Source organism: Singulisphaera rosea (assembly GCF_054877945.1).
In genome coordinates this window covers 39,203-60,525 of sequence record NZ_JBTYIP020000028.1, presented here as the reverse complement: position 1 = coordinate 60,525, position 21,323 = coordinate 39,203, and the positions used below count along the sequence as shown (strand labels likewise).

Genomic DNA, 21,323 nt, shown 5'->3' with positions numbered 1-21,323 from the left:
CGACACGGGAATCGAGATCGGGGCGCTCCTGACATGAAGACTGCCGGACGGGTCGTGGTGACGGGGGGCGCCGGGTTCATTGGGTCGCACCTGGTCGAGGCGCTGCTGGCCGAAGGTTACCCCGTCCGAGTCGTCGACAACCTCTCGACGGGCCGTCGCGAGAACCTCGCGCACCTCGAGGGGCGATACGACTGGATGGAGGGGGATGTCTCGGAGTTCGCCACCTGCCAGGCGGCGGTCGAGGGGGCCGAGTACGTCTTCCACGAGGCGGCGATCCCGAGCGTCCCGCGTTCGGTCCGCGAGCCCCTCGACTCGCACGCGAGCGGCCCCACCGCCACGCTCAACATGCTCGAGGCCTCGAGGCAGGCGGGCGTCCGTCGCTTCATGTTCGCCGCGTCGAGCAGCGCCTACGGCGAGACCGAAGCCCTCCCCAAACACGAAGAGATCCTCCCGCAACCCCTCAGCCCCTACGCGGCCGGCAAGCTCGCCGGCGAGTCCTACGTGTCGGTCTACGCCAAGACGATGGGCCTCGACGGCGTCAGCCTGCGCTACTTCAACATCTTCGGCCCGCGCCAGGACCCCTCGAGCCCCTATAGCGGGGTCATCTCCCTCTTCACCCGGGCGATGTCCGAAGGACGGTCCCCGATCCTCTTCGGCGACGGCGGGCAGACGCGCGACTTCACTTATGTCGACAACGTCGTCGCCGCCAACCTCGCCGCGATGCACGCGAAGGATCCCCTCGCCGGCGACGTCTTCAACGTCGGCACCGGCCGACGCATCTCCCTCCTCGACCTCGTCTCGGCGATCAACGACATCCTCGGGACCCGCATCACCCCCGAATTCAAACCACCCCGCGAAGGCGACGTGCGACACTCCCAGGCCAGCCTCGAACGGATCCGCGCCACCCTCGGCTATCGTCCGGCCGTCGACTTCGAGGAAGGGCTCCGTCGGACGATCGAGTCCACGGCCCTCGACCGCGATCGAGGCTGAAAAAAAATCGGGAGAGTCGTGGGCGGATTGTCGATCAGGCCGGTTTGCGATCGACAAGTTCATGAACCGTGTCACGCAGGGGCGTGCCGTTATCGCCAGACGGGACCACCGATGGGCCCTTTGGCAACTCTGGCTCCTCCTGTCCCCTGTGACCCGATTCGTTAACCATGGCCGCTTTGCGTCTCATCGGAGGACATTGGATGTCTAAGGTCGTCGTTCGCGCCTTTGCCTGTTCCCTGGATGGCTTCGGAGCCGGCCTTCAGCAAAGCCTGTCGGAACCGTTCGGCAAGTATGCCTTCCCGATCATGAACTGGTTCTTCCCCACCCAGACCTTCAAGTCCATGATCGGCGGCGGGGAGGGCAGCACCGGGCTGGACGATGGTTACGCGGCCAGGGCCTTCGACGGCATCGGTGCCTCCATCATGGGCCGCAACATGTTCAGCCCCCTTCGAGGCCCCTGGGCTAGCGAGGACTGGAAGGGCTGGTGGGAAGGCACCCCCCCGTTCAAGCACCCGGTCTTCGTGCTGACACATCACCCTCGGCCCACCCTGGAGTTCGAGAACGGCACCTCCTTCCGCTTCGTCAACGGCTCGCCGGAACAGGTCCTGACGCAAGCCCAGGCCGCGGCCGGTGGAAAGGATGTCAAAATCAACGGCGGCGTCTCCACGGTCCGGGCCTTCTGGGAAGCCCGGCTCCTCGACGAACTGCACCTGGTCATGTCACCGGTTTTCGTGGGAGAAGGCGAGCGACTCCTGGGCGGATTGGGGGTGGAGAAGGATTACCAGGTGGCCGGCTTCGAGGCCTCCGAAGCGGCGGTGCATTATCGGATCGTCAAGAAAGGCTAGGGCAACCCCGAAGTCCTGGATGATCGGTCTTTTTTGAGTCGAGATGTTAACAAGTGAATCTGTGACTCGCACTGATGCCGTCCTTGACAGCGTGGAGAGAGTCTTGCCTGATGATGTTTACAGATGGGTTGTTGGAATTCGGGTGGTGATAGTGCCCAGCCCGATGTCCGAGGAGGAGTGGGATGTTGATGGACGACGATCGGATTCACTTCTTCGATGACGACGGCGAAGAAATCAGACCAGATCTGATCGCCAAGCCGGGATTATGCCTCGGCTGTGCCAAGGACGACGACCCGGCGGAGGAACCGCTGTGTGCCCTGATTCGGCTCGACCAGGATGGCGAGGTCGATTTCCGGTGTGATGCGTTCGAGCGGAAGGACGCGAGATAGGACCAACGGCCGTCTCCGTACGTTTCTAGCAAGTAGCGGTTCCGTTCCGCACATGTGCTGGATGAGGATCGCAGGCACTTCTCCCGAACTTTCCCAGCTCATTTCGGCCCTGGCAACACCTCTGCGTCTGCCGATATTCGGACATGACGTCGAGTGTTGCCAGGGCTCATTGCCGATCGTTTGCCGGACACGAGCTCACTTGCGCAGGTAGAGCCAGATGAAGCCGGTCCGGTCCTCCTTCATGAATTCGCTACGCTGTTGATAGAGCTTTTGGTAGCGCTGGTTCGCCTCGTTCCGCGCCTTCGGGTCGTTCTCCGAGGAACTCATCGCCTTGGACACCTCATTGAGCGATTTATGCCAGTCGGCGAACTTCGTCTTGAACTCGTCTTCGGTGACGTTGTCGGCTGGGGAAAGAAGCGTCGTCAGGTCGCCAACGAGGATGTCGAGTTTGCCGTCGGAGTTGACGTCGTCGACCCAGATCCGGGTGTCGGTCTGCGGCCCCTTGAGGTCGGAGTCGCGAACGATTACCCCGTACTCGGTCTTAGGGCCCGGCGCGATCAGGCGTCGGAACGGCTCCAAGGCGGGAACTTTCCCCGGCCCGGCGCGATTCTCGGCCCATTGCACGCCGCCCTCGCTCGATCCGCTCAGAATGTCGAGATCGCCGTCGCCATCCCAATCGATGACGAACGGGTCGCCATGATGGCCTTCGACCTTGAGCGGCTGCTCGCCGGCTTTGATGACGTCCGGCTTCGGAAGGAACTTGCCGTCCCCCTGACCCGTGAAGAGGTAGAACAGGCCGGGGAAGGAACCGACGACGAGGTCGAGGTCGTTGTCGCCATCCCAGTCGACCGCGAAGGGTCGAGTGCAGATGTTGTTGACCCAGTCGTCTCCGCCACCGGGCTTGCTGCTGACGGGGATAATGAGAGGCGCGCCGTCAGTCCCCTTGAGGACTTCCGCCTTGCGGAAGGTGCCGTCGGGTTTGCCGTAGAGGACTTGGAAGAGACCCGCCATGGCGTCTTCCATGCGGGAATAGGAGCCGGAGAGGATGTCGCGCCGGCCGTCGCGGTCGAGGTCCACAAACTGTGGAGTAGAACTGGTGCATCACCAAACGCCCGGGATCTCCGCCACGGCCCCGTCAGCCTTGAGCCATTCCCCCGCTTGGAGCGTGTCGTCGCCGAGGTTCTTGTAGACGCGGATCTTGCCACCGCGGAACTGCCCGACGAGCAGATCCTTCTTGCCGTCACCATCGACATCCGCCCGGGAGGGGCAGGCCCAACCCGGACTATCGACCCTGACCGGGGCTCCGCCCGCGTTGAGGCGAGTGGGTGGCTGGAATTCCGCCGACCCGCCGATACCGAGACCTCCCAACAGGACCGCTGAAAGCAACGTTACTGTCATGGCTCGTCCCTCGTCGACTGAAAGAAGTGAGTTACGCAGCCGTCACGCTAACGAGATCCTTTGACAATTGGAAGAGGACGCGAAATCAGCAGGACACGATCGTGGTTGGAATCAATATCAAAAGGGATTCGATCAGAGAGAGCTCAGGCGACGTCGGCACTTGTAGTGATTTCCAAGCCAACAGTCGTTGCCTGGGCAAATGCCTGATTCGCTGGTAGTTTGCGCGACGAGGGTTTATGGCGGGGTGTCGGCGAGCGGAAGAAATGGACCAAACTTGGGGATAAGCTTGAGCGATGAAAATGAAATGTAAAACGATGTCAAAAATAAGATGGCAAACCGGCTTATGGGAGTCTCCTCGGGTCCTCCGGCCTGGACTCGAGGTCCGCGAACGTGAACGAATGGGCGACGCCTTCGTGGGGCTTTCCGTCGATCTCGGCGTAAGGATAGATGAAGAAGTTCAATGGAGCTCCCTGCTGCGTGGGTGCTAGGGTGAGGTGCCGCCCGCGGGTGAACTCCAGGCGGTCTTCGTCGTGGTGTCCGAAGAAGTAATCGCGACGGCTCGGGTCCTTGGCCGCCTCGCTGGCATCGACCGGGACCCATCCTTGATCCCGGACGTAGATCTCGGCCCAGCAGTGATAGCCGCCGATCACGCCCCGACCTCTCTGCTTTGGCAGCGGGAGGCCGATCGCGAATCGCGCCGGGAGGCCGACGGAGCGGGCCATGCCGATGAACAGGGCGTGGAAGTCGGTGCAGTTGCCCCGCTTTGCGTCGCACGCGAAGCGGGCATCCCCGCGGCCCCAGCCGATGCCGGTCTTATCGTATTTCATCGTCCGGACGACGGTGTCGTAGAGGGCCCTCGCCTTCTCGGCCTCGGTCTCGCACCCTCGGACCGCCTCCAGGGCAAGGGTGCGGACGGGTCCATCCAGTGGGACCAGGGGCTCCTCTTTCAGATAGTTGACGCGATCCGCGTCGGACAGCGACCGGTCTCCCCCCGAGTTCTCGAGGCGCGTCGCTTTGATGGTCAGGTTCACAAAGAGCGGGGTCGAAGGATGGCTCGCTTTGATCTGGAGACACGAATTGCTGAACCTGGCTTCACGCCCGATGGAAACCGACGACGGGGACTCGATGGTGATCAGGTCGATCGACTGATTCCGATCGGTCTGCGGGATCGGGAGCCAGAGTTGGAGGTCGATCGCTTCCTTCGGGATGTCTCGCACTGTGGCGCGGTATGTCAGCTCGAAGGCCCGTGATCGAGGACTCTCGGCCGTTTCGGCCGGGATTGCGGTGACAAGGACGGTCGCGAAGATGGCGTAGGAGCTCATTCTTGTCCGAGCCTTCCAAGTTTCAGTGGGCCGTCCGTTTCGATAGCCCGGGTGATGAAACCTCGTCGTCGATCCTTTTCATTCTTAGGATCCGTCGAATGTAAACCAGCGGTGAGCGGCCCGCCAATGCCCCGGCCCGCAACCAAGCCATCGGTGGCAAAGACGGGCCCAGCGGCCCGGGATACCATGCCCGAGATGAACCGTCCGAACGCCGGATCGGTCGGCTTTCCGCTCCCTCGATCAAGAGAGCTTCGGAGGTGGCCGATATCCCTGACGTGGCGGAGGCCCGGGCAGGGATGGGCGAGGCCCGTCCGGCAACGCGACCTTGCCGAATCTCCGGACGGGTCACCTTGAAGCGGAGTCGAGGGTGATGCGAGTGATGTCGAGTCGTTGGCGTCGGCGGATTTCGGTCGGTTGTGGTTTGCTGGCGTGGAACCTTCTTCCTTCGCCGGGCGCCTCGGCCGATGGACCGTCGTACGTCCCCTCGCAACAGTCTTCGGTGGCGATCCAAGAGATGCCCCGGGGCGCGGGGCCTTCCCCGCAGGTGGTCCTGCCGTCTTCGCAGTCGGCCTCCGGGCAACAGCCGGGAAGTGGGGCGTGCATGGCGAACGTGGCCGGGGGTGTGAATGGGCCGATCTCATCCTTGAAGCAGCTCGTGCGGATGAGCGGACCGGAGCTCGACCTGCTCTATCAGCAGTCGACGCCGGGGGCGATCCCCAGCGGAAAGGTGACCGGCCGGGTCATCATGTATCCCGGCACCAAGATGGCCGTGCCCGCGTCCCGGGTGGCACGGATGATGTGGCAAGGGAAGATCTTCCACGAGGACGGCACCACCGCCGTGAACAAGTTCTTCGGCGTCCGGATCATCAAGGGCAAGCTCTACCACGGTGAAAGCTGGATGGACGGCCGGCCCTCCCTGATCCTCGACTACCAGGATACCTCGCTCCTCTACGCCTCCTATCGCGACGAGATTCGCGAGGTCGCGCCGGGCCTGTTCCTCGGCCTTATGTACTCGAGGACCACTCCCCAGCCGACGTTCAAGATGTACTTCGCACTCGAAGCTACCCCCTGATCAGGTCGAGGATGCCGTCGGCGCCCACTAACTGGACGAAGTGCGGGGCGTGGGCCCCAGGTTCCTCACCCTCTCTCCTCGCCCCCTCCCCACTCCTCTTTACCAGTTCCAAGAGTGCGGCACCGTGTCGCCTGGCGGCGTGAGCCTCAGGTGACACGCGTACTCGGCTGCCGGGGCTGAGGAACGTCGCGGTCGCCCGCGCTTGGGTCGGTGGCTACCGCTCGCGAGAAATCAGTCCTAGACTGGTATGACTGAGATCGCCACTCGATGCGAGCGGGATGCGACGACGACCACACCGAGGCCGGGACAACCTATGAGGAAGGGAAGAGTGTTTCGCGTGTCCGCGCCCGATCCGAGCGCTGGACGTCCCCCAAGTCGGTCGGCGCTGGCTTTGGTCCTCGTGCTGGTCGCAGCCCAGGGGGCCTTCGCACAGGGGGGCTCGTCGGCGATCCCTCGGGAGCAGATGTTCGAGCAGTACGACATGGACCCGGACGGCGACCTGATCGTCGTGCCCGTCTCGATCGGTCGTGAGGCCGTCCCGTTTATTCTCGACACGGGGACGACACTCAACGCCTATGACACGAAGCTCAGCTCATTCCTGGGGCCGATCCAGGAGGTGATCGAGGTCAAGACGGCGAGCGGGCGCGAGACACTCAAGCTCTACGATCCGCCGAAAGCCTTCCTGGGCCGGCTCAACCTCCGGACCTCGGACGGGGTCACGTGCATGGACCTGGCCGGGGTCAGGCGCGTGACGGGGCACGAGTTCTACGGCATCATCGGCATGTCGTTCTTGCTCAACCGAGTTGTCTTCCTGAACTTCGATGAGGGCAAGGTCGCCTTCCTCCGGACCGGTGCCCCTCGGTTGGGGACTCCCGTGCCTCTCGAGATCATCCGGCAAATGCCGCACGTGAATGTGTACTTCGAAGGACTGGGCTCGCGGAGACTGCTCTGCGACTCGGGGAGTGTCGGCATTGGGAGCGGCAACCTCCGCTCGGCCGACTTCGACGGCCTGTTGCAGAGCCGGGGCCTCACCGTGCTCGGGAGCGGGCTGGGGGCCGACCTGTCGAGTCAGCAATTGGCGACCCGCTATGGCGCGGTGAAAAGGCTGACGGTCGGCTCGGAGACCCACGAGGGGCTCATCTTCTCCGACCACGTGAGCAGCGACATCCTCGGGATGGGATTCTGGAAGCGATACAACGTCACCTTCGACTTCCCCAACCAGGTCGTCTACCTGCAGAAGAACCAGTTCAACGCGGCCCTCGACGACCCCAAAAGTGATCGGAGCGGCCTCCAGCTCAAGACCAAGAACGGCCGCCTCGTCGTGCAAGGCGTCGGCAGTGGGTCGGCCGCCTCGATGGCGGGGATCCTGCCCGGCGACATCCTCGTCCGTGTCGAGGGAAAAGATACCGCCAACCTCCGGATCCGCTCCGTCCGAAGACGGCTGGGAGAGGCCGGTAAGGATGTCTCACTCTCGTTTCGCCGCGGCGATCAGGATTTCGACGTGACTCTGACGTTGCCGGGGACGTGATCGTCCGGGGGAGCCGATGTCCATCGGCGGTCCCGGACGGCTTGGAGAGAGCGACGTCGGATCATGCAACCTCGGTAGGGTGAAATGCGGCGAGGACTTCGTCGACGTTGATCGGCTTGACGAAGACGCCGTCGGGGTGGAGGTCCTTCACCTGGGCGAGGTGTCGGGGTTCGTCGTCCCCCGTGCAGACGACCACCCGGATGTCGAGGCTCGCGTCGCGGATTTTCCGGAGGATGCGCTCGCCGCTGCCGTCGGGGAGGTGAAGGTCGAGGATGATGCAGTCGGGCTGCGTCACCTCGAGCATGCCGAGCCCCTGGGCGACGGTCGGCGACAGTAGAACGTTCCAGCCTCGGTGCTTCAGGATGCTCTCGAGGGCGAATCGTGTCCAACGGTCGTCGTCGACGACCAGCATGGTTTTCTTGGGAGGAATCATCGGACTAGACCCACTCGACGTTGACACATTCGAGCTGCATTCTTTCACACGTTGGAGGAGGTTGCTTACGCTGATGGAATAAGTAGCAGCTTTCATGCCAGAATTCTGAATCGTCCGGTCACGTCCCGCTCTGCTCCACCAGCCCCCGGCCAATGGGCGGTCGATGTCCATTGGTTTCGCGGCATCGGAAACGCGGATCAGGTTGCGTCCAGTGGTTGCTCTCCTCTCGATAACCGCTGGCATCCATTCACTCACCGCTCCAACCTTATCTTCGAGAGATGCGGCCGAAACGTTCGCCGCCCCTTGGCGCATTGCGTCCGCGGTCATGTTCCGCGGGGCGGGTCGAGTCGCGTAACGCGTTGATTCCAAGAAGATTTCGGGTCGACGTGCGAAGACCTTCCCGAGATCGGGTCGCTCAACTCAAAGGGTTTTGAGCACTCCGATCTCGAGCGAGGAGTTTGATCAACGATGAGTGCGTTGGGGGAATGGGATGAGCGGCCCGAACGCCCTGCCCGGAGGCGAACGCCCCAGAGGCTCGTGGGCCTGGGCCTGGTATCCCTGCTCGTCGCGGCGTTCACTCTGTATCAACTCTGCCGGATTGAAGTGGAGACCGGCCAGCAGGCCGTCCTGATCCGCAAGGTCGGGCTCGACCTCGAGCGCGACATGGAGCTGGCTCCCCCGAGGAAAGGGGGGACGGCGTATTACAAGGGAGTCCAGACCGAAGGGCCCAACAACGGCGTCTTGACCGAAGGACGATACTTCTACAACCCCTTCTACTGGTCCTGGGAGATCGGCCCGCAGTTCGTCGTGCCCAACGACAAGATCGGCATCCGGATCTCGTTGAGCGGGGCCGACCTGCCGGCGGGACAGATTCTCGCCGACCCCGGTCAAAAGGGGATCCTCCGCGAGGTCCTCAAGCCGGGACGTTCCCCCTACAACCCGTATGCCGAGTCGGTCGAGCTCCACGACCCGGTGACCGTCCCCGCAGGCTACCGAGGGGTCGTCACGCTCCTGGCTGGTCGCGAGCCTGCGAACCCCAACTCGTTCCTCGTCGAGGAAGGCGAGCGGGGTGTCCAGCCCAGGACGATCGAGCCGGGCACGTTCTACTACAACCCTTACGAACGGTTGGTGAGCCTCGTCGACTGCCGGTCGAAGCGGTTCAATCTCGGGCAGGAGGGGGAGATGGACTTCCTCTCTTCGGACGGGTTCCCGATCACCCTCGACGGCGCCGTCGAGTTCCGGGTCATCCCCGAGCGGGTCGCCGAGGTCTTCGTCAAGTACAACGAGGACGCCAACGGCGATCAGGTCGACGAGGAGATCATCTCGAAGATCATCACTCCCGAGAGCCGGTCGCTCTGCCGGATCGGGGGCTCTAAGCTCTCCGGCGGACAGTTCATCAGCGGCGTCGACCGCGAGCAGTTTCAGCGCGACCTGGTCAAGAGCCTGACCGAAAATTGCAAGCACCAGGGGATCGAGATCCTCGCCGTCGCGATCACCTCGATCCAGCCCCCCGAGGAGATCGCCAAGCCAGTGCGGCTGCGTGAAGTCGCAAAGCAGGAACTCGCCCAGTTCCAACAGGAGAAGCTCCAGCAACTCTCCGAGGCGCAGCTCAAAGTCCAGGTCCTCATGGCCGAGCAGAAGAAACGGCTGGTCGAGGCCGAGCAGGAAGTCGTCGAGAAGACCACGCGCTCGGAGCAGGAGCAACGGGTGGCGAAGACCCTCGCCGAGCAGAAGTTCAAAGTTGCCGAGACCCAATTCCAGGCGGCCAAGGACAAGGCTTCGGCGATCACCGCGAAGGCGAAGGCGGATGCCGACGTGATCCGCTTCAACAACACGGCCGAGGTCTCCGGCCTGGCGGCCCGCGTCTCCGCCTTCGACGGCGACGGTGGAGCACTCGCGCGAAACATCCTCGTAAGCAAGCTCGCCCCGTCGTTCCGGACGATCCTCTCGAACTCCGATGGCCCGCTGATGGACCTCTTCGCCCGGTTCACCCGCGAGGCCCCTCGGCCGAAGGCGTCGCACGAGACGACCACGACCGCCGCCTCGCCCAACAAGGACGAGTTGCCCAACCCGCCCTTCTCGTCGACGGAGGCCAAGCCGTGAATACCCGATTCTTGAACGCGCGTCGGACGCTCATCGCGGCGGCCGCGGCCCTGTCCCTGGCCTTCCTCGTCCTGTACGTCGGGGTCTGGCAGTGGATCTTCTGCCGGATCGAGGTCCCGCCGGGCTCGAGCCTCCTTCTTCGATACCGGGGCCCCTGGCCCTTCGGCAGCGTCTCGAAGGCCACCGAGGGGACCCTGGCCAGGACCGACTCCCAAGGCCGGCCGCTCGAGGTCGGGATCCTCGAGACGATGCCGGGCCCGGGCCGGCACTTCTACTCGCCGCTCGAGTACGAGACCGCGCTGGTGCCCGACCAGATCGTGACGCCGGGCAAGCTTGGGATCGTCGTCTCCAAGGTCGGCAAGCCCTTGCCGGCCGGGACCTACCTCGTGGACGCCGAAGGCTACCGAGGGATCTGGAGGCGAGTCCTGACCCCGGGCCGATACCGGATCAACTCGTACGCCTTTGACGTCAAGCTCGTCGACGTCAGTGCCTGCGTCGAACCCAGGACTCGGCTCACCCAGCCCCCGAGCCAGGCGACCTTGATTCCCCCGGGCTATGTCGGGGTCGTGACCAACAAGACCGACGACCCGAGGACGAAGCAGCTCCAAGGGATCCAGGATGTCGTCCTCCAACCGGGTATCTACTTCCTCAACCCCGAGGAGAAACGTGTCGACATCGTGAGCGTCGGCTACAACGAGACGACCCTCATGGTCGAGACCGACAAGCGGGCGCGACAGGATCCGGAGCAGGAGCCCAACCCGCTTCCGGTCGTCGACCCCCGCGGCGATCGGCTGGGCAAGTCGATCAAGAAGGACCCGACCTACGTGGTGGGCAAGGGAATCGAGTTCCCCTCGAATGATGGCTTTTTGATCCATCTCGACTTCACGACGATCTGGGGGATCCTGCCCGAACAGGCGCCCGACGTCGTGCGTCGGTTCGGCACGCTCAAGGACGTCGAGGAGAAGGTGATCCTGCCCCAGATCGGCTCGATCTGCCGGCTGCACGGGTCGAAACGAGGGGCCGTCGACCTCCTCGTGGGGGACTCCCGCGAGGAGTTCCAGAACGAGACGGCCGAGGAGCTGGGTAAGGTTTTGGAGGCGAAGGACCTCTCGCTCCTCTTCGGGCTGACGCGACACATCTACGTCCCGAACCAGGTCCGTGAGCCGATCCAGAAGGCGAAGATCGCCGTCGAGCTGACCAAGACCCGCGAGCAGGAGCAGCTCACCGCCAAGGCGGAGGCCGAGCTGATCGAGGCGAAGGCCAAGGTCACGCTCGAAGAGCGCCGGACGAACGCCGAGACCGGGAAGCTCGTCGCCGAGCTCGCGGCCGACGGCGAGAAGAAGGCCAAAGAGATCGAGGCGATGACCGAGAAGATCAAGGCCGAGATCGACGCCAAGACTGCCACCGTCGAGGCCCAGACGACGATGGTCCTCGGCGAGGCGACCGCCGGCAAGATCCAGTTGGCGCGTCAGGCCGAGGCGGATCGGTTCCGGCAGTATGTCCAGGCCCTCGGCGGCCCGGAGGCTTATAACAACTACGTCTTCGCCGAAGGACTGCCGCCCGACCTGAAGCTGGGCGTGTTCTACGCGGGCCCGGGCACTCTCTGGACCGACCTGAAAGGGTTCGAGCAGACGATGCTCGGCAAGCTCGCGTCCGATACGCCTCCCCTCAAGTTCCCCGCGAGCACCACCGGGAGTCTCCCTCCTCCCGACTCGGCGAGCCGACGTTAACATGACAGAGATCCTCGAGGAGGAGCGAGGCCGCACAACGCGGTCTCGCTCTTCGCTTGCGCAGCGAGGCAGAGGAGTCTCTCGGCTAATGATTTTCGAATCCGAGGTCCGTCGAGTCGTCCCTCCCCTGCTCTGGCGTAAGAACCCTGCTACGGGAGTTTTGGCCTCAATCGTCTTGCTCTCGATCTTGCTTCCGCCCGTCCGAGCCTCTGGAGACGCTACGGAAGTCGATCAAGGGGCGAAGGGCCCCGAGTCTCGGGCCCTGGCCTACCTCGCGCGGGAGGTGCCCCGATGGTCGAGGGAGAACGGCTGCTTCTCCTGCCACAACAATGGCGATGCGGCCCGGGCGCTCTTCGCGGCGACGAAGTCGAGGCATGCCGTCCCGGCCGAGGCTCTCGCGACGACGGTCGAGTTCCTCGCCAATCCCGAGCGGTGGCAACACAACGGGGTTGATGCCGCGTTCAGCGACAAGTCGCTCGCACGGCTCCAGTTTGCGGACGCCCTCGCCGATGCGTTTCGCGTCGGCATTGTCAAGGATCGTGAGAGGCTCGTCCTCGCGGCCCGCACTCTCGTCGAGGACCAGTCGGCCGACGGCTCCTGGCCGATCGAGGCGACGGCCCTGATCGGCTCTCCCGCGACTTACGGGCCGACTCTGGCGACCGTCCTGGCTCGTCGGACCCTCGTCGCAGCCGACCCGATTCGATTCGCCGCGGAGATCGCCAGGGCCGAGCACTGGCTCCGTGAACGCGACGCCAGGAGCGTACTCGACGTTTCCGCCCTGCTTCTAGCGAATCTTCCCCCGTCCCGTCCGGAGGACACAGGCAAACGTCGGCAGTGGGTCGAGATGATCAGGAAGGGGCAGTCGGACGACGGGGGCTGGGGGCCGTTCGCCAATTCGCCACCGGAGGTCTTCGATACCGCGCTGGCCGTGCTCGCCCTTGCCGACGTCCCCGAACGCAAGGAGCTTGGGCCGCTCCTCGCGCGAGGCCGGGCCTACCTGATCGCCGCACAAGAAGACGACGGCGGTTGGCCCGAGACGACGCGGCCGTCCGGCGGCGAGAGCTACGCGCAGCGACTATCCACGACGGGCTGGGCGACGCTCGCGCTCCTCGCAACGGATTGATTGCCTTCGGAGACTCCACTCACTCGAGCGGAGTCGAAGAGTAGCCCACCCTGACTTGCTCGAATCGCGAGGACCGCCAGGATCAACGCGAGGAGGACACGAAGGACCAGGATCAGGAGATGAACACCTTTGGGCTCGGAATGCGCCCCGGAATCACACATGACGGTGCCCATAAATAGGAAGTTGGAGAAGTTTAGGCGGCCGACCGGGGGAAGGCCTCATCCCGAGGTGAGCGGGCCTCACTCGAACGGCCAGGCTCCGTAGGACACCGGGCATCGTCCGCCCGCGACGGCGAGGGCCCCCACATAACCCGGGCCGGGTTCGAGCTCGTAGAGCGACCAGCGTCCGGCCTCATCCGGGTCGTCGTGGGTCGCGAGGATCTCCGGCAAGGCGTCGGGGGTGAGCGAGACCTCGAACGCATCGAGTGGGATCGACAGGCCTCGTCCGCGAGCCTTGATGAACGCCTCTTTGCGCGTCCAGCAGGTGAAGAACGCCTGCGTGCGCACGTCGGGATCCAACTCGCGGAGCCTGGCCCGTTCCCCAGGGGCGAAGAATCGCTCGGCAACTCCGTCCGTCGCGAAGTCGGGGCGGATCGTTTCGAGGTCGACCCCGACGTCCCGGTCTCGGCTCACCGCAAACAACACGACGGTCCCCGAGTGGGAGAGGTTGAACCGGAGCGGTGCCTCGTCCTCGCCCGTGTCGAGTTCCGGCTTGCCGTAGGGATTATACCGGAAGGCGAGCCTCCCGGGGTCGAGTGCGAGGTAGTGGCCGAGGATGATGCGCAGGAGGCCTCGGCCGACGATGTATTGCCGCTTCCCCTTCTCGATCGTGAAGCGGTCCGCCCTCCGGCGCTCTTCCTCATTGAGGAGCTCGCGCAAGCGGTCCTGAATGTTCCGGGGTTGGTCGAGCGAGGCGTGCCAGACATGCACCTCGCCAAGGCCCAGGGGCCGGGCCGGATGACCTTGCGAGGTCGACTCCGAAGTCATCGCGCCCCTCCGCGTGGGCTCGTTCGTGCGTTGCGCGGGTCACGAGTTGGCCGAAGTCCCCGTCTCCGTCCGATCGGCCGAGGAGAGGACGGCCTTGAGACTCTCGATCGTCTTGGGGTCGCGGAGATCCGACTTGCCGAAGCCGGGCAAGGCCCCGAGCGCGACGGCATCGGCCTGGGCATTGGCGAAGTTGCTGACGAGCATCACGGGCACCTCGGACAGCGCCTGGTCGGCCTTGAGGGTCCCGATCAGTTCCAACCCGGGCGACCCGTCGGCGTCGCTGATCCGATTGACGAGGACGAGGTCGAAGGGACCCGCTCGAAGCGAAGCAACGGCCTCGTCGAAGGTGTCGACGTTGGAAACCCGGGCGCGGAAGTGCTGGTCGAAGAACCGCGTGAGGTTGCTATTGTCGAACCCGCACTGGCCGACGTTGAGGATCCGTATTTGCGACACCGGGTGGCTCCCTTCCGACTGGTGGCGACGACGGCTCAGGCCGTCCGATTCATCGAATGTATCGTTCGCCCGTCCCGAACCTCAAGCGGAGTTCGATCGATTCGGTTTGCAAGGATCCTCTCGTGCATCTCGTCTACGGGGTTACCGGAGTCAAGCGGGAGAGGAATCGGTCTTCGCCACCATGCGATATTTCCGGTGGGCATTGTCCACTAGTTCATATGTAAATGTTACATGTCTCGATTCGATTTCGCCAGAAGCCCCGCCCAGCGCGGGGGGGGCTTTGAGGTCAGGCGCTCAGACCGTGGGATAGTCCCAGGGCTTGCGGTAATCGCGGCTAAGAAGCTTGTTGGCCTCGGCGTCGTTGAGGATCACCTGCTTCTCGCCGTCCCACTCGATGCTGCGTCCCAGCTTGAGGGAGAGCATCCCGAGCAGGCTCATGTTAGTCGAGCGGTGGCCGACCTCGATGTCGCAGATCGGCCGACGGCCGGTCTTGACGCTCTCCAGGAAGTTGGCGAAGAGCTCGCGGATGTTCTGGGCGTCGGGCTCGTTCAGGTGGGGATCTTGATGGATCGGGGCCTTCTTCGCGTTGGCCGGGTAGAACGTCCACCCGTCGAGCCAACCCATGTGGAAGGTCCCCTCGGTGCCGTAGAAGTAGCAGCCGATGTTATGCTTCTCGGCCTCGTTTCCGGCGTAGAGACGGTGCTCCCACGTCGCCGTGAACGAGTCGAACTGGAAGGTCGCGACCTGGGTGTCGGGCGAGGTCGTGTTGTCGTGCTTGAGGAAGCGGCCCCCGGTCGAGGAGACCTTCTTGGGCGCCGTCTCATCGGTCCACCAGAGGATCTGGTCCATCCAGTGGATCCCCCAGTCGCCGAGCTGGCCGTTGGCATAGTTGAGGAACTGGCGGAACCCCTTCGGGTGCATCGCGCGGTTATAAGGAACAAGCGGGGCCGGGCCGCACCACATGTCCCAGTCGAGCCCCTTGGGGGTCTCGGAGTCGGGGATCGCGTCGGGGAGGCTGGCGGCCTCGTGGACGAACGCGCGGACCATCCCGATCTTGCCCGCGCGGCCTTCCTTGAGGAATTTCATCCCCGAGACGTTGTGGGGCGAGACCCGTCGGTGTGTGCCGACCTGGACGATGCGGTCGTTGTCGCGGGCGGCCTTGACCATCGCCCTCCCCTCGTACACCGTGTGCCCCACGGGCTTCTCGACGTAGACGTGCGCACCGGCTTTGACCGCCGCGATCGTGATCAGGGGGTGCCAGTGGTCGGGCGTGGCGATGAGGACGATCTCGGGCTTCTCTTTCTCGAGGAGCTCGCGGAAGTCCTTGTAGCGCTTCGGCGAGTCGGACGAGAGTTTGGTGACCTCGCTGTGCGCGACCTCGAGCTGGTTGTCGTCGACGTCGCAGAGGGCGACCGTCTGGCACTCGCCGGAGCGGATCGCCTCGCGGAGGATGTTCGTGCCCCACCAGCCGCTCCCGATGAGGGCGGTTCGGTACTTCTTCTCGGCCTTGGCCCCGAGCAGGACCGCGGGCGCGGCGAGCGCGGCCCCGGCGGCGACGGATGTGCTGACGAATTGTCGTCGAGAGATCATCGCGATAACCCCGAATTCCAGAGGGACGTGGTCGAAGCGCTCGGGCTCAGGCGAGGCCCTTCTGCACGGCGGCGCGCATCTTCTCGAGCCCGGTGCGGGCCACCGTCATCGGGTCCAGTTTCCAGAGCTCGCGGTTGAACAGCTCGAGGGAAAGCATCCCGCGGAAGCCGATGGCCCGGAGGGTCTTGAACAGATCCCCGAGCGGGGCGATCCCGTCCCCCGGATAAACCCGAGCGGAGTCGGTGATCTCGGCCCGGGGGGGGGACGCGGGGTAGTCGTTCATGTGGAAGACGTGGATCGCGTCCTTCCCGAGGAGCTTGAGCCCCTCGAACCCCGACCCGCCCCGGTACAGGTGGTAGACGTCCGGCAGGATGCAGGCGCGAGGGTGATTGGCCTCCATGGCGACGAACGTCGCCTCGCTCAGCTTCCCGAGGGTCTTCGAGAAGCCCCAGACCTCAACCTGGGGCACGACCCCCATCGTATCGCCGATCTGGAGCAGGGCGCGGTAGCGCTCGGCGATCCTGCGGAGGTCGAGGTCGGATCGGTCGGTCGCCCCTCCGGGCGGGGCCGCCAGCCGCAGGCCGCCGATCTGCCGGACGAGGTCCATGTTCCGCTTGGCCTCGTCGAACGCCTTGCGACGCTGCCCTTCGTCGTCGACCGCCCAGTCGAAGAAGCCGATCGCGCTCGAGACCGTGAGCCCCAGGTCCCGGATCTTCTTGCCGAGGTCCTTGAGCGATCCGCCCGACTGGACGTACTGGTCGAGCTCGCGGATCCAGGGCTCCAGCCCCGTGTATCCCGCCTTCGCGGCGATCGTGATGACCTCGTCGACGGGCAGCTTCTGACCCATCAACGTACTCGTGTTCAAGCAGAAGCCGAACGGTGAGGCGTCCCGATCGGCTGCGGCTCCCGCGCGTGCGACGTTGGGGTTCGAAGATCCGGCCAAGGCCACGGCGCCGAGGGTCGCCGGGATCGCCGCCATGACATCACGCCGCGTCCATTGGGTCTTCACGTTCGTGTCTCTCATCACCCTAGTTGTCGATTGATGGATCCAGGAGAGGTGGTTAAAAAAAGAGGATGTCGAAGGTGTTGGCGTGCCGGCGCCGACTCTCTCAGCCCCTTTGGCTACGGGGTCGTCCATCGGGCGACCTGTCCCGAACGGAACGCAATGTTGCCGAGGTGGGCCGCCGACGCGGCGCTCACGCCGGTCTCGGCGGGGCTGTTGGGACGGGAGCGGCTCCGGACGCATTCGATCCAGTTGGCCAGGTGGAGCAACTCGCCGTCGGGGTTGTCGTAGAAGTCCCGTCCACGGTGCGGGTCGCTGCCGAGGATCCAGGCGTCCGAGGCGACCTTGGCCGACTCGGGATAGACCTCGTAGCGCCCTCGGTCGATGTATAGAGTCGCCTCGGTCCCCATGAACTCGGTCATCGCGCCGTGTCGGGCGTTCGAGAAGGTGCCTTCGAAGTAGACCTGGATGTTGCCCGGGTACGTCAGGAGGCACTGGATCGTGTCGGGGGTCTCCCAGGCACCTTCGCTGTTGAAATGTTCGCCGATCGTCGTCGCCGACTCGGGGTGGTCGAGGTCGAGGAACCAATGGACGACGTCGATCCAGTGGACCATCAGGTCGGTCAACAGGCCGCCGCCGAAGTCCCAGAACCAGCGCCAGTTCCTCAGGCGATACTCGTCGAACGGCTGGTCGGGGGCATTGCCGAGGAACGCCTTCCAGTTGACCTGCCGGGGATCGACCCCCTGGGGGATGCGCGTGGTTTGATTGTGCGAGTTGCGATTCCAGGTCAGGTGGGCCTTGAAGACCTTGCCGATCTGGCCCTTCCGGACGAGCTCCTTCGCCTTCTGGAGGTGGGGCATGCTCCGCTGTTGCGTGCCTACTTGGACGATCCGTTGATGGGTGTTCCGGGCCTCGATGACGGCCCGCCCTTCGGTCAAGTCGTGGGTGAGGGGCTTCTCGACGTAGACGTCCTTGCCGGCCTTGCAGGCGTCGACCGTCATCGGCACGTGCCAGTGGTCGGGGCTGCCGATGATCACGACATCGACATCTTTGCGATCGAGGAGCTCGCGATGATCCGCGGTCGCGAACGCGGCGGGGTCGGCCAGGGTCCTGGCTTTCTCGAGTCGAGTTTTGTCGACGTCGCAGACCGCGGAGATCCGGACGTTCGGGATCTTGGCGACCGTTTTCATCAAGAGCTGGCAACGGCCCCCGGTCCCGAGGCACCCGACTTCGATCGTGTCGTTGGCCGCGAACCCGCGCGCCGACTCGGTCGCCATGCCGGTGAGCAACGCCCCGGCGCCGAATTGCCCGACGGTTTCCAGGAACGCGCGACGCGTCTCTCGGCTCGAGTCCATCGTAATTTGGCCCCCAACGGGGTGGTCCGCAAGGCCATCGGTGCCTCGGCCGACGGCCGTAGTCGCTACCCCTTGTATCCCAGGCTTGGGGCCTCCACAAGAGCCTGGCTCGGCGGAGCCATCCGGCGATCCAAATCCGTGAATCCGAGAAACGGTCGGGCTTTCCTCCGTGCGGCCCCGGTCATTCCTCGAGCACGTGCGTCAACTCCCCGTAGAGTCGACCGAGGTCTTCGAGCTGGTAGTGGGCGTTCAGGCCGCTCGGGTTGGGGAGGACCCAGACGAGGCTCGACCCGATTGGGATTTCCTGCCTCCCGATCGCGGCCTTCGGCAGGCCGAAGGCCGTCCGATAGGCCGAGACGCCGAGCACGGCGAGGACCCTGGGACGAAATCGCTCGACCTTGGCCGCGAGCGCCCTGGCCCCCTCAACGAGTTCGGCATTCGCGAGCGCGTCGGCGGTCGCCGTCGCCCGGCCGACGACGTTCGTGATCCCGAACCCTTGCGCCAGGAATGCCCCTTCTTCGGACGGTGACAGGATGCGCTCCGTCAAACCGCCGGCGTGAAGTGCGGGCCAGAACCGATTGCCTGGTCGCGCGAAGTGGTGTCCCACCGCCGCCGAGTAGAGGCTCGGGTTGATCCCGCAGAAGAGGACCTTCAAGCCGGGGCCGATCACGTCCGGCAACGTCTTATCTCGGGCTGCCAGGAGCTCGACCTTCGTCGGCTTTCGGGGGCGACCCGGATCGCCCACTTTGGCGCCGGAACGTCGGCGATCATCGGCCATGTCACCGTCTCCTCGGGGATGGACGGGTTGAGGATACTCCGAACCCGTCTCCTGAAACCGTGGCGATTGTTCGTGTCATCCGGAATTCTCGCGAGGAATCGCCCGAGGAACCGAAATCCCTTCGTAGGAGCGAAGGTTGTCCCTAAGGCCAAGCCCTACTCACGACCTGTCGAGTGCCGTTATCATGGACGGCCAGGTCATTCGGAGGGAACAGATGGAAACGACGAGTCGCGAGTCGGTGACGGGCTACAGCCTTCCCCGATACTGTCCGCGTTGTGGCCGGGCCGAGATGTTGGCGGACCCCCTCTGCCCCGAGTGCGGCGAGATCCTCGTCGAACAGGGCTACTGCGCGATCTGCGAGGATTTCTTGCGCATCCCCCCGGGGATGCTCTGCCCCAAGCACGACGTCGAGCTTGACGAAGGGCCGGCACCGCTCTTCGAAGGGCTTGCTCCGGGGGAAACCCCGACCTGGGTCACCGTGGCCACCTATCACGACACGCTCGAGGCCGAGGCCCCCCGCATCCGTCTCGAGGCCGAGGGGATCACCACCTTCCTCGAAGGGGAACGGATGGGGAGCCGCTCGATGTATCAGGTGGCGACCGGCGGCGTGAAGCTCCAGGTCCCCGAGGCTCTCGTCTCCGACGCCCGGGTGATCCTCGCCCAGTCCTGGAAGACCCCCGTCGAGGACGACGACTTCGACGATGCCTGGGACGACCTCGCCCCCGAACCCTGGGCCCTCCGCCGATCCGTCATGAAGGGCGTGATCATCTTCCTCTTGCTCGCCCCTTCCCTAATGGCGCTGATCTCCTGGTGCTTCCCGCGCTGAGGCTCGCCGCCCGGTAGGCATGGCACTCCTGCCCCGCATTCGTTTCCATGTAGGGTGGACGCCGTCCACCAGATCTCCTGGACACTGGTGGGCGATGCCCACCCTACAGCATGAAAGCGGTTCGCGCGCCGCCTCTGCCCACGGCGTCCCAAACGGTCTACTTCGCCCGGTTCTTGGGTTGGAACGCGAGCCAGAGCGAACGGAAGTAGCGCAGGACCCGTTCGGGATCGGGGCTGTCGGGGATCTCGGCGAGTGTATAGCCCTGGTAGCCCTGGGCGTCGAGCAGGGCGAAGAGGTCGACCCAGGGGTAAGTCTCGTCGAAGAGGTCGCGGAGATGGACTTCGCGGATCCTGGGGGCGACGAGCGAGAAGGTCTCGCGGATCGAGCCGTCGACGACGTCGGTGGGGTTCGAGTTCCAGCAGACGAAGACATTGGGGTGGTCGGCGTAGTCCAGGAGCTTGGCGATGTTCGGCAGGAGGGACGTCGTCGCGCCGTGGACCTCGACCCGAATCTCGACGCCGAAGTTGGCGGCGTCCTCGCCGACTTCGTGGAGCGCCCTGCCGATCTGGCGCAGGGTTGCGTCGAGGTCGGCCCCCTTCGGGATGCCGTTGGGCCGGACCTTCACTCCGGGTGAACCCAGGTCGTGTGCGAGTCGGACGTAGGCCTTGGTCCCTTCGATGTTCTTCTTGACCACGGCGGGATCGGTCGATTGGTATTCGAACGCGCTCCCGAGCCCGGCCAGCTCGACCGGAGAGTCGGCGAACCGCTGCTTGATCTCACGCCGCTGGCTCGCCGAGAGGTCGACCTCGACCTTGTGGGCGTGCGAGGTCCGCAGCTCGACCCCTTCGTAATCGAGCTCGTCGAGACGCTTAAGGATCGTCGCGAGGTCCCAGTCCTTGGCGATGTTATAGGTGACGATACCCAGTTGGAGCATCGGAACGGCCCTCCAGGAGTCCATGCGGGCCCCTCTCGGCGGGCGTTCGCCGGGACCTCCCGCGTTGCGGATCGGCTTCGAGACGGAGGCTCATCGGCCGATATCTTAGGCGTTCTCGAACGCCTCCCACGACCACAGCCGCGTCCCCGTCCTCACTGCAGACGACTTTCGCCGATCCCGGCGCGACAGGCAAGCGGGTATCCTGCCGGTGGTAGGCTCGTTGCTGGATCGTTCATTTTTTAGCCACGGATGGAACACGGATGAAACACGGATAAGAGAAGATGGTTTTCAACAGATGGCACGGATTGACGCAGATGAAAAAATGGAATTTCATTTTAATGAATTTTTGATTTTTATTGATATCATCCGTGTTTAATCCGCGGCTAAAATGTCGTTCTCCCTCGTCCTATTGCCGGGTCATCGAAAAGAAAAAACGGCTCGACCACCTTAATCGGTGGTTCGAGC

At 64.4% G+C, this 21,323-nt stretch carries 20 protein-coding genes; 9 read left to right on the top strand and 11 right to left on the bottom strand.

What is annotated here, in order from left to right; genetic code table 11:
• Positions 1 to 33 precede the first annotated feature (33 nt).
• From ACYOEI_RS32360 to ACYOEI_RS32350, 3 genes are all read left to right on the top strand, one after another.
• Positions 34 to 990 carry an SDR family oxidoreductase gene (locus ACYOEI_RS32360; RefSeq protein WP_462854053.1) on the top strand — a complete coding sequence of 319 codons (957 nt, stop codon included), beginning with the start codon at positions 34 to 36 and terminating at the stop codon, positions 988 to 990.
• A 200-nt stretch (positions 991 to 1,190) separates the two neighbouring features.
• A complete protein-coding gene (locus tag ACYOEI_RS32355) occupies positions 1,191 to 1,835 on the top strand; it encodes a dihydrofolate reductase family protein (protein WP_462854052.1) in 645 nt (214 codons plus the stop codon).
• A 182-nt stretch (positions 1,836 to 2,017) separates the two neighbouring features.
• Positions 2,018 to 2,224 carry a hypothetical protein gene (locus ACYOEI_RS32350; RefSeq protein WP_462854051.1) on the top strand — a complete coding sequence of 69 codons (207 nt, stop codon included), beginning with the start codon at positions 2,018 to 2,020 and terminating at the stop codon, positions 2,222 to 2,224.
• Positions 2,225 to 2,419: 195 nt separating this feature from the next.
• On the opposite strand, the gene ACYOEI_RS32345 is transcribed toward ACYOEI_RS32350, so the two are convergent.
• From ACYOEI_RS32345 to ACYOEI_RS32335, 3 genes are all read right to left on the bottom strand, one after another.
• On the bottom strand, positions 2,420 to 3,235 hold the full coding sequence (locus ACYOEI_RS32345) for an FG-GAP repeat domain-containing protein (RefSeq protein WP_462854049.1): 816 nt from the start codon (positions 3,233 to 3,235) through the stop codon (positions 2,420 to 2,422).
• A 90-nt stretch (positions 3,236 to 3,325) separates the two neighbouring features.
• Positions 3,326 to 3,622 carry a hypothetical protein gene (locus ACYOEI_RS32340; RefSeq protein WP_462854048.1) on the bottom strand — a complete coding sequence of 99 codons (297 nt, stop codon included), beginning with the start codon at positions 3,620 to 3,622 and terminating at the stop codon, positions 3,326 to 3,328.
• Positions 3,623 to 3,963: 341 nt separating this feature from the next.
• A complete protein-coding gene (locus ACYOEI_RS32335) occupies positions 3,964 to 4,944 on the bottom strand; it encodes a transglutaminase-like domain-containing protein (protein WP_462854047.1) in 981 nt (326 codons plus the stop codon).
• A 601-nt stretch (positions 4,945 to 5,545) separates the two neighbouring features.
• Here ACYOEI_RS32335 and ACYOEI_RS32330 point away from each other — a divergent pair.
• Together ACYOEI_RS32330 and ACYOEI_RS32325 are read left to right on the top strand one after the other, a co-directional pair.
• On the top strand, positions 5,546 to 6,016 hold the full coding sequence (locus tag ACYOEI_RS32330) for a hypothetical protein (protein ID WP_462854045.1): 471 nt from the start codon (positions 5,546 to 5,548) through the stop codon (positions 6,014 to 6,016).
• Positions 6,017 to 6,353: 337 nt separating this feature from the next.
• A complete protein-coding gene (locus tag ACYOEI_RS32325; RefSeq protein ID WP_462854043.1) occupies positions 6,354 to 7,544 on the top strand; it encodes a PDZ domain-containing protein in 1,191 nt (396 codons plus the stop codon).
• Between the two features lie 61 nt (positions 7,545 to 7,605).
• On the opposite strand, the gene ACYOEI_RS32320 is transcribed toward ACYOEI_RS32325, so the two are convergent.
• Positions 7,606 to 7,977 (bottom strand): response regulator, encoded by a 372-nt coding sequence (locus ACYOEI_RS32320; protein ID WP_462854042.1) that lies wholly within the window; start codon positions 7,975 to 7,977, stop codon positions 7,606 to 7,608.
• Between the two features lie 468 nt (positions 7,978 to 8,445).
• On the opposite strand from ACYOEI_RS32320, the gene ACYOEI_RS32315 reads away from it, so the two are divergent.
• The 3 genes from ACYOEI_RS32315 (at position 8,446) to ACYOEI_RS32305 (ending at position 12,933) form a co-directional block, all read left to right on the top strand.
• On the top strand, positions 8,446 to 10,080 hold the full coding sequence (locus tag ACYOEI_RS32315) for an SPFH domain-containing protein (protein ID WP_462854041.1): 1,635 nt from the start codon (positions 8,446 to 8,448) through the stop codon (positions 10,078 to 10,080).
• A complete protein-coding gene (locus ACYOEI_RS32310) occupies positions 10,077 to 11,810 on the top strand; it encodes an SPFH domain-containing protein (RefSeq protein ID WP_462854040.1) in 1,734 nt (577 codons plus the stop codon). The genes ACYOEI_RS32315 and ACYOEI_RS32310 overlap by 4 nt, the downstream gene beginning before the upstream one ends.
• Positions 11,811 to 11,898: 88 nt before the next feature.
• Positions 11,899 to 12,933 carry a prenyltransferase/squalene oxidase repeat-containing protein gene (locus tag ACYOEI_RS32305; RefSeq protein WP_462854039.1) on the top strand — a complete coding sequence of 345 codons (1,035 nt, stop codon included), beginning with the start codon at positions 11,899 to 11,901 and terminating at the stop codon, positions 12,931 to 12,933.
• Between the two features lie 239 nt (positions 12,934 to 13,172).
• On the opposite strand, the gene ACYOEI_RS32300 is transcribed toward ACYOEI_RS32305, so the two are convergent.
• The 6 genes from ACYOEI_RS32300 to mug form a co-directional block, all read right to left on the bottom strand.
• Positions 13,173 to 13,919: a 4'-phosphopantetheinyl transferase family protein gene (locus ACYOEI_RS32300; protein WP_462854037.1), complete on the bottom strand. Its 747-nt coding sequence runs from the start codon at positions 13,917 to 13,919 to the stop codon at positions 13,173 to 13,175.
• Between the two features lie 39 nt (positions 13,920 to 13,958).
• The gene (locus tag ACYOEI_RS32295; RefSeq protein WP_462854035.1) at positions 13,959 to 14,372 is read right to left on the bottom strand and encodes a DNA-binding transcriptional response regulator; all 414 of its coding nucleotides are present in this window, start codon (positions 14,370 to 14,372) and stop codon (positions 13,959 to 13,961) included.
• A gap of 294 nt (positions 14,373 to 14,666) precedes the next feature.
• The gene (locus tag ACYOEI_RS32290) at positions 14,667 to 15,959 is read right to left on the bottom strand and encodes a Gfo/Idh/MocA family protein (RefSeq protein WP_462854151.1); all 1,293 of its coding nucleotides are present in this window, start codon (positions 15,957 to 15,959) and stop codon (positions 14,667 to 14,669) included.
• 49 nt (positions 15,960 to 16,008) lie between these two features.
• Positions 16,009 to 16,986: a sugar phosphate isomerase/epimerase family protein gene (locus tag ACYOEI_RS32285; RefSeq protein ID WP_462854034.1), complete on the bottom strand. Its 978-nt coding sequence runs from the start codon at positions 16,984 to 16,986 to the stop codon at positions 16,009 to 16,011.
• A gap of 98 nt (positions 16,987 to 17,084) precedes the next feature.
• Positions 17,085 to 18,320, bottom strand: a complete 1,236-nt coding sequence (locus ACYOEI_RS32280) for a Gfo/Idh/MocA family protein (protein WP_462854032.1) — start codon at positions 18,318 to 18,320, stop codon at positions 17,085 to 17,087.
• Positions 18,321 to 18,501: 181 nt separating this feature from the next.
• Entirely contained in the window at positions 18,502 to 18,999 is a 498-nt protein-coding gene (mug, locus tag ACYOEI_RS32275; protein WP_462854150.1) for a G/U mismatch-specific DNA glycosylase, read from the bottom strand.
• A 313-nt stretch (positions 19,000 to 19,312) separates the two neighbouring features.
• On the opposite strand from mug, the gene ACYOEI_RS32270 reads away from it, so the two are divergent.
• Positions 19,313 to 19,924, top strand: a complete 612-nt coding sequence (locus tag ACYOEI_RS32270; RefSeq protein ID WP_462854031.1) for a hypothetical protein — start codon at positions 19,313 to 19,315, stop codon at positions 19,922 to 19,924.
• Between the two features lie 157 nt (positions 19,925 to 20,081).
• On the opposite strand, the gene ACYOEI_RS32265 is transcribed toward ACYOEI_RS32270, so the two are convergent.
• A complete protein-coding gene (locus tag ACYOEI_RS32265) occupies positions 20,082 to 20,858 on the bottom strand; it encodes a sugar phosphate isomerase/epimerase family protein (RefSeq protein WP_462854030.1) in 777 nt (258 codons plus the stop codon).
• Between the last annotated feature and the right edge of the window lie 465 nt (positions 20,859 to 21,323).

Bases quoted from the DNA above. Each gene is read 5' to 3' on its own strand.
- ACYOEI_RS32360 (WP_462854053.1), top strand. From the start codon at position 34: ATGAAGACTGCCGGACGGGTCGTGGTGACGGGGGGCGCCGGGTTCATT.
- ACYOEI_RS32355 (WP_462854052.1), top strand. From the start codon at position 1,191: ATGTCTAAGGTCGTCGTTCGCGCCTTTGCCTGTTCCCTGGATGGCTTC.
- ACYOEI_RS32350 (WP_462854051.1), top strand. From the start codon at position 2,018: ATGTTGATGGACGACGATCGGATTCACTTCTTCGATGACGACGGCGAA.
- ACYOEI_RS32345 (WP_462854049.1), bottom strand. From the start codon at position 3,235: ATGGCGGGTCTCTTCCAAGTCCTCTACGGCAAACCCGACGGCACCTTC.
- ACYOEI_RS32340 (WP_462854048.1), bottom strand. From the start codon at position 3,622: ATGACAGTAACGTTGCTTTCAGCGGTCCTGTTGGGAGGTCTCGGTATC.
- ACYOEI_RS32335 (WP_462854047.1), bottom strand. From the start codon at position 4,944: ATGAGCTCCTACGCCATCTTCGCGACCGTCCTTGTCACCGCAATCCCG.
- ACYOEI_RS32330 (WP_462854045.1), top strand. From the start codon at position 5,546: ATGGCGAACGTGGCCGGGGGTGTGAATGGGCCGATCTCATCCTTGAAG.
- ACYOEI_RS32320 (WP_462854042.1), bottom strand. From the start codon at position 7,977: ATGATTCCTCCCAAGAAAACCATGCTGGTCGTCGACGACGACCGTTGG.
- ACYOEI_RS32315 (WP_462854041.1), top strand. From the start codon at position 8,446: ATGAGTGCGTTGGGGGAATGGGATGAGCGGCCCGAACGCCCTGCCCGG.
- ACYOEI_RS32305 (WP_462854039.1), top strand. From the start codon at position 11,899: ATGATTTTCGAATCCGAGGTCCGTCGAGTCGTCCCTCCCCTGCTCTGG.
- ACYOEI_RS32300 (WP_462854037.1), bottom strand. From the start codon at position 13,919: ATGACTTCGGAGTCGACCTCGCAAGGTCATCCGGCCCGGCCCCTGGGC.
- ACYOEI_RS32285 (WP_462854034.1), bottom strand. From the start codon at position 16,986: ATGAGAGACACGAACGTGAAGACCCAATGGACGCGGCGTGATGTCATG.
- ACYOEI_RS32280 (WP_462854032.1), bottom strand. From the start codon at position 18,320: ATGGACTCGAGCCGAGAGACGCGTCGCGCGTTCCTGGAAACCGTCGGG.
- ACYOEI_RS32270 (WP_462854031.1), top strand. From the start codon at position 19,313: ATGGAAACGACGAGTCGCGAGTCGGTGACGGGCTACAGCCTTCCCCGA.
- ACYOEI_RS32265 (WP_462854030.1), bottom strand. From the start codon at position 20,858: ATGCTCCAACTGGGTATCGTCACCTATAACATCGCCAAGGACTGGGAC.